At 66.6% G+C, this 15,903-nt stretch carries 20 protein-coding genes; 12 read left to right on the top strand and 8 right to left on the bottom strand.

The annotated features are described in order from the left end of the window. Positions 1 to 100: 100 nt before the first annotated feature. Together EPO41_RS05615 and EPO41_RS05610 are read right to left on the bottom strand one after the other, a co-directional pair. On the bottom strand, positions 101 to 838 hold the full coding sequence (locus EPO41_RS05615) for an HAD family hydrolase (RefSeq protein ID WP_296321643.1): 738 nt from the start codon (positions 836 to 838) through the stop codon (positions 101 to 103). 1 nt (position 839) lies between these two features. Continuing rightward, positions 840 to 2,021, bottom strand: a complete 1,182-nt coding sequence (locus EPO41_RS05610) for a penicillin-binding protein activator (RefSeq protein ID WP_296321640.1) — start codon at positions 2,019 to 2,021, stop codon at positions 840 to 842. A 29-nt stretch (positions 2,022 to 2,050) separates the two neighbouring features. Between EPO41_RS05610 and rsmI the strand changes: the two genes are divergently transcribed. The 7 genes from rsmI to fumC are packed head-to-tail and all read left to right on the top strand — an operon-like array spanning position 2,051 to position 7,599. Beyond that, positions 2,051 to 2,944 carry a 16S rRNA (cytidine(1402)-2'-O)-methyltransferase gene (gene rsmI, locus EPO41_RS05605; RefSeq protein WP_296321636.1) on the top strand — a complete coding sequence of 298 codons (894 nt, stop codon included), beginning with the start codon at positions 2,051 to 2,053 and terminating at the stop codon, positions 2,942 to 2,944. Further along, the gene (locus EPO41_RS05600; RefSeq protein ID WP_296321633.1) at positions 2,941 to 3,306 is read left to right on the top strand and encodes a YraN family protein; all 366 of its coding nucleotides are present in this window, start codon (positions 2,941 to 2,943) and stop codon (positions 3,304 to 3,306) included. The genes rsmI and EPO41_RS05600 overlap by 4 nt, the downstream gene beginning before the upstream one ends. 3 nt (positions 3,307 to 3,309) lie before the next feature. After that, on the top strand, positions 3,310 to 4,137 hold the full coding sequence (locus tag EPO41_RS05595; protein ID WP_296321631.1) for a transglutaminase-like domain-containing protein: 828 nt from the start codon (positions 3,310 to 3,312) through the stop codon (positions 4,135 to 4,137). Between the two features lie 44 nt (positions 4,138 to 4,181). Further along, a complete protein-coding gene (gene gshB / locus EPO41_RS05590) occupies positions 4,182 to 5,141 on the top strand; it encodes a glutathione synthase (protein WP_296321627.1) in 960 nt (319 codons plus the stop codon). Beyond that, positions 5,138 to 5,701, top strand: coding sequence for an ankyrin repeat domain-containing protein (locus tag EPO41_RS05585; protein WP_296321624.1), 564 nt, complete (start codon positions 5,138 to 5,140; stop codon positions 5,699 to 5,701). Before gshB ends, EPO41_RS05585 begins: the two co-directional genes overlap by 4 nt. Then, positions 5,698 to 6,141, top strand: coding sequence for an alternative ribosome rescue aminoacyl-tRNA hydrolase ArfB (gene arfB / locus EPO41_RS05580; RefSeq protein ID WP_296321622.1), 444 nt, complete (start codon positions 5,698 to 5,700; stop codon positions 6,139 to 6,141). The genes EPO41_RS05585 and arfB overlap by 4 nt, the downstream gene beginning before the upstream one ends. Before the next feature lie 54 nt (positions 6,142 to 6,195). After that, positions 6,196 to 7,599 carry a class II fumarate hydratase gene (gene fumC, locus EPO41_RS05575; RefSeq protein WP_296321620.1) on the top strand — a complete coding sequence of 468 codons (1,404 nt, stop codon included), beginning with the start codon at positions 6,196 to 6,198 and terminating at the stop codon, positions 7,597 to 7,599. Positions 7,600 to 7,752: 153 nt separating this feature from the next. Here the strand turns inward: fumC and EPO41_RS05570 are convergent, their stop codons facing one another. From EPO41_RS05570 to EPO41_RS05555, 4 genes are all read right to left on the bottom strand, one after another. Next, positions 7,753 to 9,000: a threonine/serine exporter family protein gene (locus EPO41_RS05570; RefSeq protein WP_296321614.1), complete on the bottom strand. Its 1,248-nt coding sequence runs from the start codon at positions 8,998 to 9,000 to the stop codon at positions 7,753 to 7,755. Then, positions 9,000 to 10,493 carry a malate dehydrogenase (quinone) gene (mqo, locus tag EPO41_RS05565; RefSeq protein WP_296321611.1) on the bottom strand — a complete coding sequence of 498 codons (1,494 nt, stop codon included), beginning with the start codon at positions 10,491 to 10,493 and terminating at the stop codon, positions 9,000 to 9,002. The genes EPO41_RS05570 and mqo overlap by 1 nt, the downstream gene beginning before the upstream one ends. Positions 10,494 to 10,502: 9 nt before the next feature. Beyond that, positions 10,503 to 10,892 (bottom strand): cupin domain-containing protein, encoded by a 390-nt coding sequence (locus EPO41_RS05560; protein WP_363246948.1) that lies wholly within the window; start codon positions 10,890 to 10,892, stop codon positions 10,503 to 10,505. A gap of 162 nt (positions 10,893 to 11,054) precedes the next feature. Further along, positions 11,055 to 11,828, bottom strand: a complete 774-nt coding sequence (locus tag EPO41_RS05555; protein WP_296321603.1) for an alpha/beta hydrolase — start codon at positions 11,826 to 11,828, stop codon at positions 11,055 to 11,057. 202 nt (positions 11,829 to 12,030) lie between these two features. On the opposite strand from EPO41_RS05555, the gene EPO41_RS05550 reads away from it, so the two are divergent. The 5 genes from EPO41_RS05550 to EPO41_RS05530 all read left to right on the top strand — a co-directional run bounded on the left by EPO41_RS05550 (position 12,031) and on the right by EPO41_RS05530 (position 15,111). After that, positions 12,031 to 12,576, top strand: a complete 546-nt coding sequence (locus EPO41_RS05550; protein WP_296321600.1) for a hemerythrin domain-containing protein — start codon at positions 12,031 to 12,033, stop codon at positions 12,574 to 12,576. 1 nt (position 12,577) lies between these two features. Beyond that, a complete protein-coding gene (locus EPO41_RS05545; RefSeq protein WP_296321597.1) occupies positions 12,578 to 13,615 on the top strand; it encodes a patatin-like phospholipase family protein in 1,038 nt (345 codons plus the stop codon). 1 nt (position 13,616) lies between these two features. Then, entirely contained in the window at positions 13,617 to 14,327 is a 711-nt protein-coding gene (locus EPO41_RS05540; protein ID WP_296321595.1) for an HAD family hydrolase, read from the top strand. Positions 14,328 to 14,336: 9 nt separating this feature from the next. Continuing rightward, the gene (locus tag EPO41_RS05535) at positions 14,337 to 14,558 is read left to right on the top strand and encodes a hypothetical protein (RefSeq protein WP_296321593.1); all 222 of its coding nucleotides are present in this window, start codon (positions 14,337 to 14,339) and stop codon (positions 14,556 to 14,558) included. 316 nt (positions 14,559 to 14,874) lie between these two features. Then, a complete protein-coding gene (locus EPO41_RS05530) occupies positions 14,875 to 15,111 on the top strand; it encodes a LysM peptidoglycan-binding domain-containing protein (protein ID WP_296321590.1) in 237 nt (78 codons plus the stop codon). Between the two features lie 40 nt (positions 15,112 to 15,151). Here EPO41_RS05530 and EPO41_RS05525 read toward each other — a convergent pair whose 3' ends face one another. Together EPO41_RS05525 and EPO41_RS05520 are read right to left on the bottom strand one after the other, a co-directional pair. Next, complete coding sequence (locus tag EPO41_RS05525) at positions 15,152 to 15,409, bottom strand: GlsB/YeaQ/YmgE family stress response membrane protein (protein ID WP_296321587.1); 258 nt, start codon at positions 15,407 to 15,409, stop codon at positions 15,152 to 15,154. Positions 15,410 to 15,421: 12 nt separating this feature from the next. Continuing rightward, complete coding sequence (locus EPO41_RS05520) at positions 15,422 to 15,883, bottom strand: YidB family protein (RefSeq protein ID WP_296321584.1); 462 nt, start codon at positions 15,881 to 15,883, stop codon at positions 15,422 to 15,424. Between the last annotated feature and the right edge of the window lie 20 nt (positions 15,884 to 15,903).

Raw genomic sequence — 15,903 nt, 5'->3', positions numbered from 1 at the left:
TTCGGCGCGTGACGTGTCGAAGAGAAAAGAGGTCCTTCGACTACGCGCCTTCGGCGCTGCGCTCAGGACGACGGATATTGGTTGCTATCTGGCATAAACTTTACTCGATCAGCTCGGCGAGCCGCTTGATGATGCGGGTCGGCTGCGCGGTGGCGTGAGCGGGCACGCCGGCATCGAATGGGTCGTACCAGATGCCGCACATGCCCAGCGCCTGCGGCGCCACCACTTCCCATTCGTAATTGTCGCCGACCATCCAGGCTTCTTCGGGAGCGACACCCAGCCGCTCCAGCGCGTGGCGGTAGACTGCCAGCTCGGGTTTGCCCTGGCCGAATTCGCCCTCGATCTGGATGTGATGGAAGCGATGGGCGAGCTCGAACCGCTCGATCTTGGCGCGCTGGGTCTCCGAGGCACCATTGGTGACGAGGGCGAGCCGCACCCCGGCGTCGCGCAGCGCATCGACCGTGGCGTGGGCGTCGGGATAGAGCCGGTATTCCTTGCGCCTGAGCTCGGTGAAGGAGTCCGCAATTCGATCGGCCAGCGCGTCGTCGGGCCGTCCCAGCCTGGCGAGACCACGACGGACCGACAGGCGGCGGGCGCCCGGGATGTCGAGCCGCCACTTCGCGGCCTCGGCCCGATCGTTCCAGAAGGCACGCGCCTCCTCCATCACCGCCGTCCGCACGCGCGCGATGGCCGCCTCGTCATGAGCGTCGAGATGGGCGGAAAAGACATGGAGCAGGCGGGTCCACGCCTCCTCCGGTTGCGCGTAGGCCCGGATCAGCGTGTCGTCCATGTCGAACAGGATGGCGCGGGGAAGCCCCGCCTTGGGAAGATCGGCCATCTCAGTTTGTCGGCTGGCCCGCGAAGGTCGTGGGCGCGGGACTGACGACCACGCCGCGGTCGCCCTGGATCTCGATCACCGCGAGCGCCCGCTCGGAGCGGCCGTCGGGCAGGAAGCGGAAGATGCCGTCGACGCCGGACCAGCCGTTGGGATTGGCGATCGCCTCGGCCGAAAAGTCGCCGCCCGGCTTCAGCCGCGCGAGCTGGCTGGCGAGCCCCACGCCGTCATAGGCGAGGGTCGCCAGCCGATGCGGCGGCCGGCCATAGGTCGAGACGAACCGGCGCTCGAAGTCGGCCCGCTTCGCCGGATCGGGCGCGGCGTACCATGCCCCACGCAGCATGGCCTCCGCGCCGACACCGGGGAAATCCCATACGCCCGTGCCGATGAGCTGGATCGCCCGGCCGTCGAGACCGTTGGTGGCGAGGGAGGCCAGCGCCGTCGACAGGAGGGGCGGCGCCACCGGCACGAGGACGGCGACCTTGCCGCTTTCGCCCTCGGTCCTGGCCGACGCGGCGAGCAGCCGGGCCTGGGCCGGGATGTCGGCGCCGTTGGGATCGAAGAATTCACGTCCGACCACGGTGCCGCCGCGCCGCGTGACATAGGTCTCGAGCGTGCTCGACATCTGTTGGCCGTAGGTCGTCTGGGGCGCGAAGGTCGCGAACCGTCGGATGCCGGCCTCGAACGCATGGTCGACCACGCGTCGGACCTGCGGCGGTGCCGCGATGCCCATGATCCAGACGCCGCGCTGGGCGACCTGCTCGTCATTGGAGAAGGCCACCACGTTCATGCCGCCCTGGTTGACCAGGGGCACCAGGGCCGAGGCCGACGTGCCGTAGAGCGGTCCCAGGACGAGGGCGGCGCCGTCGAGACGGGCCTTGCGATAGGCCTCGACGGCGGTGTCGGCGCTCTCGCCGCTGTCATAGGCCGAAAGGGCGATGTCCTTGGCGCCAGTGTCGAACAGCGCCATTTCGGCGGCCTGCTGCATGGCCTGCCCGATCGGCGCGGCGCGACCGCTGAGCGGCAGCAGGAGGGCGATGCGCGCCTTGCCCGAGGCGGTCAGCGGTGAGCCGGCCTTGGGCGAGACAGTCACCGACTGCGCGGTCCTCGTGCTAGGCTTGGGCGGCTCGCTGCAGGCGCCCAACAGGAGGGCGGCAGTGGCAAGCGCAATGAATGACCTACGCATCGGCGCGAAACTCCGGCGATCGGAAACAAATGGACTTGGACGAACGGCCCCAAGCTACCGGCGGGCAGCCCCCGCGTAAACCGCCGCTCACCCCGGGGCTGCATATTGTTGCCACACCCATCGGCAACATGCGCGACATCACGCTGCGCGCACTCGACGTGCTGCAAGCGGCCGACCTGATCGCCTGCGAGGACACCCGCGTGTTCGCCAAGCTCGCAACCCATTACGGCATCGCCGGCCCGACGGTGTCGTACAGCGACGCCACCCAGGAGAAATCCGAGCCGCGCCTCATGCGGGCGCTGGCCGCCGGCAAGAGCGTCGCCCTCGTTTCGGACGCCGGCATGCCGCTGATCTCCGATCCGGGCTATCGGCTGGTGCGCGCGGCGGTCGAGGCCGGCCATCCGGTCACCTCGGCGCCTGGACCCTCGGCCGTTCCGATGGCGCTGGCCTTGTCGGGCTTGCCGACCGACCGCTTCTTCTTCGCGGGCTTCCTGCCGGCCAGGTCGACGGAGCGCCGGCGCGCCATCGGCGAGGTGGCTGCCATCCCCTCGACCCTCGTGTTCTTCGAGGCGCCACATCGCCTGCCCGAATCGCTGGCCGATCTCCTGGAACTGCTGGGCGATCGGCCGGCGGCGGTGGCGCGGGAGCTGACCAAGCTGTTCGAGGAAGTCCGGCGCGGGTCGCTGGGGAAGCTCGCGGCCCACTACGCCGGACAGTCCGACGTGAAGGGCGAGATCGTGATCGTGATCGGCGCGCCCTCCGCCGAAACGGAGCGCAGCGCCGGCACCGTCGATGACGCGTTGCGCGAAGCGATGGTTGTCGCGTCGGTGAAGGACGCCGCGGCCGAGGTGGCGGCGCGCTACGGGCTGAAGCGGCGCGACGTCTATGCCCGCGCTCTCGAACTGAAGCGCGGTGCGCCATGACCATCAAGGCCCGACAGAAAGCCTACCGGATGGGGCATGCCGCCGAATGGCGGGCGGTGTGGCGGCTGCGGCTCGGTGGCTACACGATCCTGATCCGCCGCTACAAGACGCGCCTGGGCGAGATCGACATCGTCGCGCGCCGCGGCAACGTGCTGGCCTTCGTCGAGGTCAAGGCGCGCGGCGATTTCGTCAAGGCGGCCGACGCGCTGGGCGATCGCCAGTTTGGCCGCGTTTCGCGCGCCGCCAGCCTGTTCATCGCCCACCATCCGCGCTATGCCGCCTGCTCGGTGCGCTTCGATGCGGTGCTGGTCGGTGGCGTGTGGCCACGCCATCTGCCAGACGTCTGGCAAGCGCCGGAGTGACGCGTGGCGGACGGTCTGGCAGCTGATCTGGGTCCACTGAAGGATCTTTGTGCGGGAGACGGCGAGCGCATCGACCTGCTCGAGGCGGGATTCCTGCTGAGCGTACTGGGTCGCGGCGAGGCGATCGACCTCGCGCCCTTCCGCCAGCATGTGACGGCCATGACCGACGGCCTTGCGGATCTGGTGCACCGGCGCGGCGCGACGCCGGAAGCGCTGTCCGAGGTGATCGCACGGTCCTACGCCTATCGCGGCGACAGCGAGACCTACGACGACCTGCAGAATGCCGATCTCGTGCGCGTGATCGAGCGCCGCAAAGGTCTTCCCGTCGCGCTGTCCATCCTTTACCTGCACGTCGCCCGCGCCCAGGGCTGGCAGGCCGAAGGCCTGGCGTTCCCGGGTCATTTCCTGATCCGCATCGGCATCGACGGCGCGCGCCATGTCGTCGATCCCTTTCACGAAGGGGCCGTGCGCGAGGCCGCGGATCTGCGCAGGCTCCTGCGGCAGGTCCTGGGTCCCGACGCCGAACTCGCGCCGGCGCATTTCGATCCCGTTTCCGACCGCGACGTGCTGCTGCGACTCGAGAACAACGTGCGGCTGCGACTGGCCCGGCGCGAGGACTTGCCGGGTACGGCGCGCTCGCTCGACCGCATGCTGGCGATCGCGCCGGACAGGGTGGAACTGCTGTTCGAGGCGGGCCAGCTCAATGCGCGCCTCGACAAGCGGCGGGCGGCCATCGCGGCCTATGAACGCATCCTCGAACTCGACGTCGATGCCGACCTCCGCCATCAGGCATCGGCCCTGTTGCAGGAACTGCGCCGCGGCCTTAACTGAAACCAGCCGACCTCAGCCCCGAGCCCGCCAGTCAGGATTCCGCCATGAAGCTCAACGTTGCCATCCAGATGGACCATGTCTCGACGATCGACATCGACGGCGATTCGACCTTCGTGCTGGGGCTGGAAGCCGAGAAGCGCGGCTACACGGTGTGGCACTATACGCCGACCGACCTGATCTTCCGCGACCGCAAGGTGATGGCCCGGGCGCAGCCGATGAAGCTGCGCCGGGAGAAAGGCAATCACTTCACCCTGGGCGCGCCCGAGATGATCGATCTCTCGACCATCGACGTCGTGCTGTTGCGGCAGGACCCGCCGTTCGACATGTCGTACATCACGACGACGCATCTGCTCGAGCACATCCATCCGAAGACGCTGGTGGTGAACGACCCCGCCAGCGTGCGCAACGCGCCGGAGAAGCTGTTCGTCACGCATTTCGACAATGTGATGCCGCCGACCCTGATCACCGCCGATGCGCGCGCGCTGCGCGAGTTCCGCGATGAGCACCAGGACATCATCCTGAAGCCGCTGTTCGGCAATGGCGGCGCCGGCGTCTTCCGCGTCCGCCCCGACGACGAGAACTTCGCGTCGCTGCTCGAGATGTTCTCGCAGCGCAGCCGCGAGCCGGTGATCGCCCAGCGCTATCTTCCCGAGGTGCGCAAGGGCGACAAGCGCATCATCCTGATCGACGGCGAGGCGGTCGGCGCCATCGACCGCGTGCCGGCGGCCGGCGAAGCGCGCTCCAACATGCATGTCGGCGGCAAGGCGGTGAAGGCGTCGCTCACCCGGCGCGACAGGGAGCTGTGCGAGACGATCGGCCCGGAGCTCGCGAGGCGCGGCCTGATCTTCGTGGGCATCGACGTGATCGGCGACTATCTCACCGAGATCAACGTCACCTCGCCGACCGGTCTGCAGCAGATCAATCGCTTCGACGGCGTTTCGCTCGAGGCGCAGATCTGGGACCGGATCGAGGTCCGCTATCAGGAAACCCGGAGCAAGGCGTGATCCGACGCACGTTTCTCTGCCTCTCGATGGTCGTCCCGGCGGGCGCTGCCCTGGCGCAGGCATCGGGCTCCGACCTGCTCGGCCAGAAGCAGATCGTCCGGGCCGTGATGGAGGGCGATGAGGAGAAAGTCCGTCAGGCCCTGCTGAAGCAGGAGAGCCCGAACCAGACCGCCAACAACGGTCAGCCGCTGCTGATCGTGGCGGTGCGCGCGGGCCATGTCCCCGTGGTCGAGACCCTCCTGAAGGGCGGCGCCCGGGTCGATGCCGTCGATCCGGAAGGCTACTCGGCGCTCATGCGCGCCTCCGAAAAGGGTGACGTCGACATTACCGAAGTCCTGCTGCGCCGGACCGCCAGCACGCGGGTGCAGAATCGACAGGGACAGACGGCGCTGATGATCGCCTCGGGGCGTGGCTACGCCGAGATCGTACGGCTCCTCCTCGACAAGAAGGCCGAGCCCAATTCACGCGACTTCACCGGCCGTACCGCGCTTGGCTATGCCAAGCAGAACAGCCGCGGATCCATCGAGGCGATGCTGCGCACGGCCGGCGGCAAGGAATGACACCGGTCGGGGCGGCCCCGATCCGGGTGACCGGCTCGCTGGCGATCGACCCGGACGAGATCCAGGAAAGCTTCGTGCGCGCCGCCGGCCCTGGCGGCCAGCACGTCAACACGACGTCGACGGCGGTGCAGCTTCGGTTCGATGTCCGTCGCTCGCCGTCGCTGCCGGAGGATGTGCGACATCGCCTGGAACGTCTGGCGGGACGCCGCCTGACGAGCGAGGGGGTACTGGTGCTGGTGGCCCAGGGCCATCGCAGCCAGTTGCGCAATCGGGAGGAGGCTCTGGCTCGACTTGTCGAGTTGATCCGGGAGGCGACCCACAAGCCCAAGCCGCGTGTGAAGACGAAGGTGAGCCGGGCGGCGAAGCGCCGTCGTGTCGATGACAAGAAGCGTCACGGCGCCGTCAAATCCCTGCGGAAGGCGCGGTCATCCGACGACTGACGGCATGGCAGACGGTGCGCTAAGGTCGCGGCCTCGCAGCAGAAGAGGTGCCTCGTGGCAGATGTTCGCAAGGAGACAGACAGCCTCGGTGAGGTGAGCGTTCCCGCCGACAAGCTCTGGGGGGCCCAGACGCAGAGGTCGCTCGAGCATTTCAGCATCGGCAAGGACCTGATGCCGCGCGAGATGATCACCGCCTATGCGACCCTCAAGAAGGCCTGCGCGAACGCCAACCATGCCGGCAAGCGGCTCGACGACACGGCGCACGGACTGATCCTGGAGACCTGCGACGAGATCCTCGCCGGCCAGCATCACGACATGTTTCCGCTGCACGTGTGGATGACCGGCAGCGGGACGCAGTTCAACATGAACGTGAACGAGGTGATCTCGAACCGTTGCTGCCAGCTCGCGGGCACGCCGCTCGGCTCGAAGAAGCCGGTGCATCCCAACGATCACGTCAACATGTCGCAATCGTCCAACGATTCGTTCCCGTCGGTCATGTACATCGCGGCCGCGGTGAACACCAAGGAGCGGCTGCTGCCCTCGCTGCAGGCGCTGCACGATGCGATCGACGTCAAGGCGAAGGAGTGGGCCGACATCGTCAAGATCGGCCGCACCCACATGCAGGACGCGACGCCGATCACGCTCGGCCAGGAATGGTCGGGCTATGCCGGCATGCTGGCCGACAATATCGGCCGCATCGAGGATTCGCTGAAGGACGTCTATCGCCTGGCCCTGGGCGGCACGGCGGTCGGCACGGGCATCAATGCGGCGCCGGGATTCGCCGAGGCGGCGGCGGCGGAGATCGCCAGGCTGACCGGGCTGCCGTTCGTGACGGCACCGAACAAGTTCACGGTGCAGGGCGCGCACGACGCACTGGTGCAGCTCTCCGGCGCGTTCCGCACGCTCGCGGTCTCGCTCTACAAGATCGCCAACGACATCCGGTTGATGTCCTGCGGCCCGCGCGCCGGCTTCGCCGAACTGCACATCCCGGAGAACGAGCCGGGGTCCTCGATCATGCCGGGCAAGGTCAACCCGACCCAGGCCGAGGCGCTGACCATGGTCGCGGTGCAGGTCATGGCGAACGACGTTGCGGTCGGATTCGGCGGCGCCAGCGGCTATCTCGAGATGAACGTCTACAAGCCGCTGATGATCTACAACATCGCGCATTCGATCACGCTGATGACCGACGGCTGCGCCAACTTCCGCAAGTTCCTGGTAGAGGGCACCCAGCCCAACCTCAAGAAGATCAAGGAGTACGTCGACCGCTCGCTGATGCTGGTGACGGCGCTGGCGCCGGTGATCGGCTACGACAAGGCCTCGAAGATCGCCCACTACGCGATCGACCACGATCTCACGCTGAAGGAGGCCGCGCTGAAGCTCGAATACGTGACGGAGGCCGAGTTCGACAAGGTCGTCGACCCGTCGAAGATGGTCCACCCCTACGTCGCGACGGAGTAGGCAGCCGTCGCCTCATTGGAGCGCGCAACTCCAGTTGCGCTCAGGCATTGTCGGTCGATGAAGTCCGAGCGCAACTGGAGTTGCGCGCTCCAAGGATCGTCCTCATCACTCGACGATCCAGCGCCGCTCATCGCGACGTCGCCGCTCCAGGCGCTAACGCTCGTAGCGCCACTGCCGCTCGGTGAGGAAGCGCGAGGCGACCAGGCCCATCGCCATGCCGCCAACCGCGAAGCCACAGGTCGCGGCGGCCTCGACCGCCGGAAGCGCCCTGCCCTGGTTCAGGAAGACGATCGTCTGGAAGGCGAACAGACCGGGCGTCATCATGATGATGCTGGGCACCGTCAGAGCGATGCGCGGCGCATGCAGGCGGCTGCGCACCAGCGAGGCGCCCAGCCCGACCGCCAGCGCGCCGAAGAACGTCGCCTGGGGCAGGGCGAGGCCGAGATCGTGCAGGCCGAGCCGCACCTCGTTGCCGACCATCGACAGCAGCGCCACCGCGAGAACCGTGCGATGCGGGTTGTTGAACAGGATGCCGTAACCGTAGCCGCCGGCGAAGCAGGCGAGCGCCCGTCCCAGCACGGCGACCGGCTCGATCGCGCCGGGCGGCGACGCGGCCGGCGCCGGCGCGAGGCCGGCCAGCATCGCCACCACCGACATGCCGCAGGCGGCGCTCAATGTCAGCAGCACGCCGTAGAACAGACGTGTCACGCCGGCTTTGGTCTGGTGCTGCGTCAGGTCGAGCAGCGCGGCGACCAGGGGAAAGCCCGGCACCAGGAACAGCACCGACGAGATGAAGCCGATCGCGTGCGCGAAGGCGAATGTATGGACCCCGAAGCCGATCACGATCAGGCAGTAGAGGCCGGATGCCAGTACGGCGCACAGCGCGGTCATGGCGAACTGGTTGAAGCCCTGGCGCGAGAGCAGGGTCCGGGCCGCCTGGCCGATACCGCCGCTGACCGCCGCCGCACCGGTCGCCAGCAGGTCGCCGCCGTTGAGGTAGGAGAAGGCCGTCGAAGCGACCGCCATCGACAGGGCGACCGGCAGCAGCCCGTGTAACGGCGCCGCCTTCTCGATCCCGTCGAGCTCGGCTTTCAGCGTCGCCGTGTCGAGGCCGGGCGCGGCGCGGAGCGACAGCGATTCCAGCGCGGCGATCTTCGAGGCATCGACGCCGGGCGGCCCTATCTCGCGCGACAGCGTCGTGGCCTCGTCTCCGGTCCACGCCGTCGCGCCCAGGCCGACGGTCGACAGCTCGACCTCGATCCGTTCGACGCCGAGCGCATGGGCCAGGCGACGCATGGCATCGCGCACCCTGAAGGCGGTATCGCCGGCGCGCAGCATCAACGCGCCGAAACGCAGCAGGACGTCGAGGGTCTCGGTGAGCGCGGCCTGCGGGTCGGTCATCAGACCGTATGCAGGCCCAGCACTTCGGCGGTGTCCTTGCGCACGCGCTCGACCAGCGCGGCGTCCGTCTTCAGGTCCTGCCCATAGGAGGGGATCATCTCCTTGAGCTTCGGCACCCAGTGACCGACCAGCTGCTCGTGGAAGCAGTTCTCCAGCATATGGACCATGATCCAGACGGCGGTCGAGGCGCCCGGCGAAGCGCCGAGCAGGGCCACGATCGAGGAGTCGGCCGAATGCACGATCTCGGTGCCGAACTCCAGCTTGCCGGTGTGCGCCACGTCCTTGCGGATGATCTGGACGCGCTGGCCCGCGACATCGAACTCCCAGTCCTTTTCGTCGAGGTTGGGATAGAACTCGCGCAGCGCCTCGAAGCGGTGGGCCTTGGTCTGCAGCACCTGTCCGACCAGGTATTCCTCCAGCGGAAGATTGTCCCGCGCCACGGCGAGCAGCTGGAGGAGATTGTCCGGCCGCAGCGAGAGCGGCAGGTCGAACATCGAGCCGTGCTTCAGGAACTTGGTCGAGAAGCCGGCATAGGGGCCGAACAGCAGCCAGCGCTTGCCGTCGACATAGCGCGTGTCGAGATGAGGCACCGACATCGGCGGCGAGCCGCTGGCGGCCATGCCGTAGACCTTGGCCATGTGGCGCGTGGCGATCTCCTGCTTGCCGGAGCGCAGCCAGATGCCGCTCACCGGGAAGCCGGCGAAGCCGTCGGCCTCGGGAATGCCGGACTTCTGCAGCAGGGTCAGCGCCGCGCCGCCGGCGCCGAGGAAGACGTAGCGCGCGCCGATCGTCTTGTGAGCGTGGCCCTTCTCGTCCTTGACGTCGAGCGTCCAGCCGCCATCCGTGCGGCGGTGAAGGCCGGTGACCTGCTGGGAAAACTCGATCGAGAAACCTTCCTGGCGCCGCAGGTAGGTCAGCAGGTTGGTGGTGAGCATGCCGTAGTTCACGTCGGCGCCCGTCACCATGCGCGTCGCGGCGACCGGCTGGTTGGGATCGCGGCCTTCCATGATCAGCGGCGCCCACTCGCCGATCTGCTTGTGGTCCTCGGAATACTCCATGCCGCGATAGCAGTGATGCGCGCTCATTGCCGCGTGGCGCTTCTTCAGGAAGGCCTGGCGGTCGGCGCCGATCACGAAGCTCATGTGCGGCACGGGATGGATGAACGTATGCGCCGCCTCGATCGCGCCCTTCCTGACAAGGTACGACCAGAATTGCCGCGACAGGTCGAACTCGACATTGACCTCCAGCGCCTTGGAGATGTCGACGCTGCCGTCGGGGCGCTGCGGGGTGTAGTTCAGTTCGCAGTTGGCGGCATGGCCGGTGCCGGCGTTGTTCCACGGGCCGGAGCTTTCCTGCGCCTCGCCTTCCAGCCGCTCGACGATATGGACCTTGAGGTGAGGTTGCAGTTCCTTGAGAAACGTGGCCAGCGTCATGCTCATGATGCCGGCGCCGACCAAGACGACGTCGAAGTCGCCGGAATGATTGTCTGCCATCGAACTCTCCTAACGGCGATTGTCTTGGGTGGCGGGCTTGAACGGCACCGGCGCATCCTTGTCCAATACGACGTAGAGGCGACGCCACGGCTGGTCGTCGACCAGCCGCCAGGTGTGGCCGCCGCCGGTCGTGTCCTCGGCCAGCAGGATGTCGCCGGGCGCGAGGACGAAGTGCTGGCCGCCGCGCGTGCTGAAATCCAGGGTGCCGCTCAGGGTGACGACGAGCTGCCGTACGGGCGCGGTATGCCAAGCATAGGTGCCGCCGGGCTCGGTTTCCTGCAGCGACGCGCTGGTAACGGCGATCTTGCTGCTGAGCAGGTCGCCATGCGCACCCGGCTTCATGTCGATCCAGCCTTCCTCGACATGCGAATTCTGGTCTTCGCCCGTCCAAATCCGCACACACCGAATCATGCCGCCGCCCTGCGTTACCGTCCCCAGGCGACGGTAGTACGAGCCCCTGCAACTGGCAACAAAGCACGTTCAGTGCAGAGACTCAGGCGTCATCGGATCGGTATCGTCGGCGTTGGCGAGCCGGCGCTGCCGTCGATGGTGAGGGCGTGCCTATTCGCGGCGCCAGTCCGGATAGACGAAGCTCCTCCAACCCGAGCGATCAAACTTCTGCCACTGGCCTTCGGGCTGGGCGAGACGGTCGGCCACCGCGAATACGGCGGCGGGATGATGGCCGAGGCCGCAATGGCTGCCGATCACTTCGATGTTCTCGGCTTCGTGCGTCTCCGCGTTCAGGCAATTCTGCCACGCGCAGATGCCGTCGGTGCGGCTGAACACCGAGGTAGTGGGGACCGGCGGCGCGTCGGCGAGCGCCCCGCTGCTCAATTCGAGATTGTCCTCGACCTTGGTGCCCGAGGCCCATTCATAGACCTGCCAGGCGTTGGTGCTGAGCGGGGATCCGGCAAAGGGACTGCCGAGGCTTATCATGCAGCGGATCTTGTTGGGCCTGATCTTGGCGATGTGCCGCGCATAGAGACCGCCCAGGCTCCAGCCGACAAGGCTGAGCTTGCGTCGTCCATGACGCTCGTAGAGTTCGTCGACCCTCGCGATCATGTCGACTTCGACGTTGGCGCGCAGTCCGCAATTGCGGCCCTGCTTCCAGCCATGAGCCCGGTAGCCGTGGTCCTTCAGGAAGTCGCGCAACGGGCGCGTGCTTCCGTCGTCGGCGAGCAGGCCGGGGAGCACGAGAACGGGATGGCCGTCACCGCGCGGCGCCAGCGACAGCCAGGGGCGCATCACGCAGAAGGCGCTGAATTCCGGCAAGGCCCGGCTCTCGAGGAAGAACAGCGCCTTGGACGGCGGCGCCACCGATTCGCAAACGGACATCCAGAAACCTCACGCAGGAGAAAAAGCGGTTGTCTCTGGAACGGTTCTGGAGCCGCAAAGGTCCGTAATCCGACTGCGGCCAAGTAACCGTGCGCCGCCGCACGCAGCAACGTCGGGGGAAAAGTGCCGTTGGGAGCGCACGTCTCACAACTTGATGGGAAGCGCTTCCGCGCCAACCAACGCCGAACCCCAAGGATTTGACATGCCAACGACACAGGATGCCATCGCCCTGCTGAAAGCCGATCACCGCAAGGTCGAGGAGCTCTTCGAGAAGTATGAAAAGACACGCGACGAAGCCAGGAAGGTCGCACTCGTGCGCGAGATCTGCACCGAACTCACCGTGCATGCCTCGATCGAAGAGAAAATCTTCTATCCGGCGTGCAACGCCAAGGTCGAGGAAGACATGCTCGACGAGGCCTATGTCGAGCATGACGGGGCCAAGGTCCTCATCGCCGAGCTCTCCCAGGGTTCGCCCAAGGACGCGTTCTACGACGCCAAGGTCAAGGTCCTGTCCGAGTTGATCAAGCACCACGTCAAGGAAGAGGAGCAGCCGAAGGAAGGCATCTTCGCTCAGGCGCGCGAGGCCGGCCTCGATCTCGCAGCTCTCGGCACAAAGCTCAAGATGCTGAAGGACGAGCTGCTGGCCGACCTGACCAAGCGTACGGCGCTGCCGCCTCCGGAAACCCGCTCCTTCGCTGGCCATAAGATGATCCAGGGGCGGCCGGTCAAGCAAGCGAAGGCTGCCTAGCATGTCTAACCGCTCCACGGCGCTGGTGCTCTCGGGCGGCGTCGCCCTGGGCTCCTACCAGGCGGGCATCTACGAGGCTTTGGCTCAGGAGCCGGAGCTTTCCCCCGCCTGGATCGCCGCCAGTTCGGCCGGCACCCTCAATGGCGCACTGATCGCGGGCACGCCTGCCGAGCGTCGCTGCGAGGTGCTGCGCAGCTACTGGCTGCGCGGACCGGAGAGCGTGAACGCCCTGTCCTTCGGGATCACGCGTCACGCGCTCAATTGGGCCAGTGCCATGCAGTCGCGGCTGTTCGGTGCGGCCGGTCACATCCAGACGCTGGGGCCGCGGCTCTCCTTTTCGAGCTTCTACGATCTTGCCCCGACCGTCGCCTTCTTCAGGAAGACGATCGACTTCGGCCGCCTCAACTCGGGCGACATCCGCTTCACCGTGGCGACGACTGATATCGAGACCGGCGACGCGGTGATCTTCGACACGGGCAAAGGCGACCGCGTCGAGATCGACCATATCCTGGCGAGCTGCGGATTCCTGCCCGAGTTCGCGCCCGTTGAGATCGCGGGACGCCTGCTGGGTGATGGCGGTCTCTCGATCAATGCGCCCGTCGAACCCGTCTTCGACGAATTCGCCGGCACGTACAATACCGTGATCGTCGCCGATCTCTTTGCCCGTGATGGCGCACGACCCGTTGGCCTTCAAGCCTCGCTCGCCCGCAAGAACGCGCTCATATACGGCAATCAGACCTGGTATCGCCTCGAAGCCTGGCGGCGGTTGTGGCAGCGCGACCTGGTGGAAGACCGTGCCGCCCCGGCGGTTCTCTACCTCAGCTACCATCCCATCAGCGGCGAAGCGGGGCCGGAGTTGATCTACGATTTCTCCCTCGCCTCGGCGCGGGATCGATGGGCTGAGGGATTTTTGGACGGCCGTCACGCCGTGGCAAAGGTTGCCCGAGGCGAGACTGAGGCGGGCGCGACCACCGTTGTGCGGCGGCCGAAGATCGAAGCGGCCGGCGCCGATCGCATCCCCGCGATCCTGGCTGCCTGAGATGGCCAACGGGTCCTCCGGATCCCGCTATGCCGTCATCTTCGATGTCGACGGCACACTGATCGATTCCGTGGACTTCCACGCCCGCGCCTGGGTGGACGCCTTCGCGGACTTCGGCCACGCCGTGGCCTTCGACAAAGTGCGAAGACAGATCGGCAAGGGCGGCGACCAGCTCATGCCGATGTTCCTGAGTCGTGAGGAGATCGAGCAGACGGGCAAGGCGCTGGAGACCCACCGCGGGAACCTGCTGAAGGAACGCTATCTTTCGCAGTTCCGGGCCTTTCCCAAGGTGCGGGAGCTGGTCCAGCGCGTCCTGGACGACGGTGCTCGAGTTGCGTTGGGATCCTCGGCGAAGGAAGACGAGCTGGCGGAATACAAGAAGATCGCCGGCATCGAGGACCTGATCGATACCGAGACCTCGTCCGATGACGCCGAACACAGCAAGCCCTGTGCGGATATTTTCGAGGCGGCGATCAAGAAGCTTGGCATCACCGACCTGACCAGGATCCTGGTCGTGGGAGACACGCCCTATGACGCCCAGGCCGCCCTGAAGGCCGGGTTGCAGACGATCGGCCTGCGCTGCGGTGGCTGGTCGGCGGACGAGCTGCGCGGCGCGGGCTGCGTCACGGTGTTCGACGACCCAGCTGATCTCCTCGCCCACTACGACACGTCCCCCCTGGCGCGTCTGTCGCGCCCTCTCACACCTGCCTGAAGGTATCCGATGACACAGAAATCCAAATCGCTGCCGCAGTCCGACCTCTCGCCCGAGCGCGAGCATGAGCGCCTCAATCCCGGTGCTGGCGGTCCGCCATCGCAGCAGCAGGAGCGGAACAAGCCCAACCCCGCCACGACGCGCGACGATGGTGGTGCGGCGATTCCCGGCAGCCAGAATGAGGACGTGAAGGGTCATAGGCCGCACGGACCTCGAGGCGCCAGCACCTGAAGGCCTTCCGTCATCTTCAGCGGCGGAGATCCGGACGGTTCGCAAAGCTTTTGCCCACCTGAGCAACGCCGGGCGCGGCGTACCGTTCAGGGGCGCCAACCAGGCAGCAGGAGCGCGCTATGAGTGGATTGTTCGATTTCGTGAAGACCATCGGAAAGAAGATCTTCGGGGAAGGCGATCCCGATCCGGCGCCAAGATCAAGGCGAAGATCGAGAAGGACAATCCGGGCCTGAAGGATCTTGCCGTCAAGTTCGAGAACGGCATTGTCGAATTATCGGGCAGTGGTCCGGTGGAGGCTCTCCAAAAGGCCATTCTAATGGCTGGCAATGTCATGGGTGTCGGCGAGGTCAAGATTGCCGGTGTGGCGCCCGCGTCGGTCGACGACGGCACGCAGTACTACCTTATCAAGTCGGGTGACACGCTGTCTGCGGTCGCGAAGCAGTTCTACGGCGATGCCAACAAGTATCCGAAGATCTTCGAAGCCAACCGCGAGGTGATCAAGGACCCGAATCAGATCTTCCCCGGTCAGAAGATCCGTATTCCCAAGGTATGACGTCAAGCGCAGGCGTCATTGCCTGCGCTTCTCTCGTTCCCTAGACCGCGCGGCGGGCGGCGATTCGATTCCAGATGAACAGGACAACGATAGCGCCGACTGTCGCGGCGATGAAACCCGCGCCCTGGTCGGGGCGGTACCAGCCAACGGCCTGGCCGATGAAGGTCGCCACGAACGCACCTGCAATACCCAGCACCGTGGTCAGGATGAATCCAGACGGCTTGTTCGGGCCGGGCGCCAAGAGGCGCGCAATGATGCCGGCGACGAAGCCGATGACGACGATCCACAGAATGCCCATGGCTGCGCTCCCTCAGGACGTCTTGCTGGTCGGATGATCGATTTCGTCGGGGCTGGGAAGGCGGCCCTGAGGCGTCAATTCGTCGATCGTCGCGGGTAGCTGCGCCGCGAGGCCTGCGAGAAGTTCCTCACGGCTGAGGCCGGTGCGCTGGCTCAGGAACTCGATCTGCTCCGCCGTGAGGACACGGCTGAGATCGCCCGCTCCGATCGGCTTGTTTTCGTTGGGACTGACCCAGGAATCGGCGATGTCGGATTTGCCCGCGCCTTGGAACTGTTTCAGCAGGTCCCCCAGACCGCCACTCAGTATGGAGCCGAGCCCGCCCTGGCCAGCATTGCCGAAGCTATTCTTGAGGATATCGCCCAGGCCGCCCCCACTGGCTGGGGCCATGCCGGAGCCGGCCGGCTTCGCGGCGCTGAACCCCTTGACCGCCTTGTAGGCCAGCAGACCCAGCAAGGCCATGGTGATGGGCGACATGCCGCCGCCTCCGCCACCAA

Origin of the sequence: Reyranella sp. (assembly GCF_004297265.1) — a bacterium.
Lineage (GTDB): Bacteria > Pseudomonadota > Alphaproteobacteria > Reyranellales > Reyranellaceae > Reyranella.
This window is presented reverse-complemented; position numbering and strand designations above follow the sequence as displayed.

Bases quoted from the DNA above. Each gene is read 5' to 3' on its own strand.
- EPO41_RS05615 (WP_296321643.1), bottom strand. From the start codon at position 838: ATGGCCGATCTTCCCAAGGCGGGGCTTCCCCGCGCCATCCTGTTCGAC.
- EPO41_RS05610 (WP_296321640.1), bottom strand. From the start codon at position 2,021: ATGCGTAGGTCATTCATTGCGCTTGCCACTGCCGCCCTCCTGTTGGGC.
- rsmI (WP_296321636.1), top strand. From the start codon at position 2,051: ATGGACTTGGACGAACGGCCCCAAGCTACCGGCGGGCAGCCCCCGCGT.
- EPO41_RS05600 (WP_296321633.1), top strand. From the start codon at position 2,941: ATGACCATCAAGGCCCGACAGAAAGCCTACCGGATGGGGCATGCCGCC.
- gshB (WP_296321627.1), top strand. From the start codon at position 4,182: ATGAAGCTCAACGTTGCCATCCAGATGGACCATGTCTCGACGATCGAC.
- arfB (WP_296321622.1), top strand. From the start codon at position 5,698: ATGACACCGGTCGGGGCGGCCCCGATCCGGGTGACCGGCTCGCTGGCG.
- EPO41_RS05570 (WP_296321614.1), bottom strand. From the start codon at position 9,000: ATGACCGACCCGCAGGCCGCGCTCACCGAGACCCTCGACGTCCTGCTG.
- mqo (WP_296321611.1), bottom strand. From the start codon at position 10,493: ATGGCAGACAATCATTCCGGCGACTTCGACGTCGTCTTGGTCGGCGCC.
- EPO41_RS05555 (WP_296321603.1), bottom strand. From the start codon at position 11,828: ATGTCCGTTTGCGAATCGGTGGCGCCGCCGTCCAAGGCGCTGTTCTTC.
- EPO41_RS05550 (WP_296321600.1), top strand. From the start codon at position 12,031: ATGCCAACGACACAGGATGCCATCGCCCTGCTGAAAGCCGATCACCGC.
- EPO41_RS05545 (WP_296321597.1), top strand. From the start codon at position 12,578: ATGTCTAACCGCTCCACGGCGCTGGTGCTCTCGGGCGGCGTCGCCCTG.
- EPO41_RS05540 (WP_296321595.1), top strand. From the start codon at position 13,617: ATGGCCAACGGGTCCTCCGGATCCCGCTATGCCGTCATCTTCGATGTC.
- EPO41_RS05535 (WP_296321593.1), top strand. From the start codon at position 14,337: ATGACACAGAAATCCAAATCGCTGCCGCAGTCCGACCTCTCGCCCGAG.
- EPO41_RS05530 (WP_296321590.1), top strand. From the start codon at position 14,875: ATGGCTGGCAATGTCATGGGTGTCGGCGAGGTCAAGATTGCCGGTGTG.
- EPO41_RS05525 (WP_296321587.1), bottom strand. From the start codon at position 15,409: ATGGGCATTCTGTGGATCGTCGTCATCGGCTTCGTCGCCGGCATCATT.
- EPO41_RS05520 (WP_296321584.1), bottom strand. From the start codon at position 15,883: ATGTCGCCCATCACCATGGCCTTGCTGGGTCTGCTGGCCTACAAGGCG.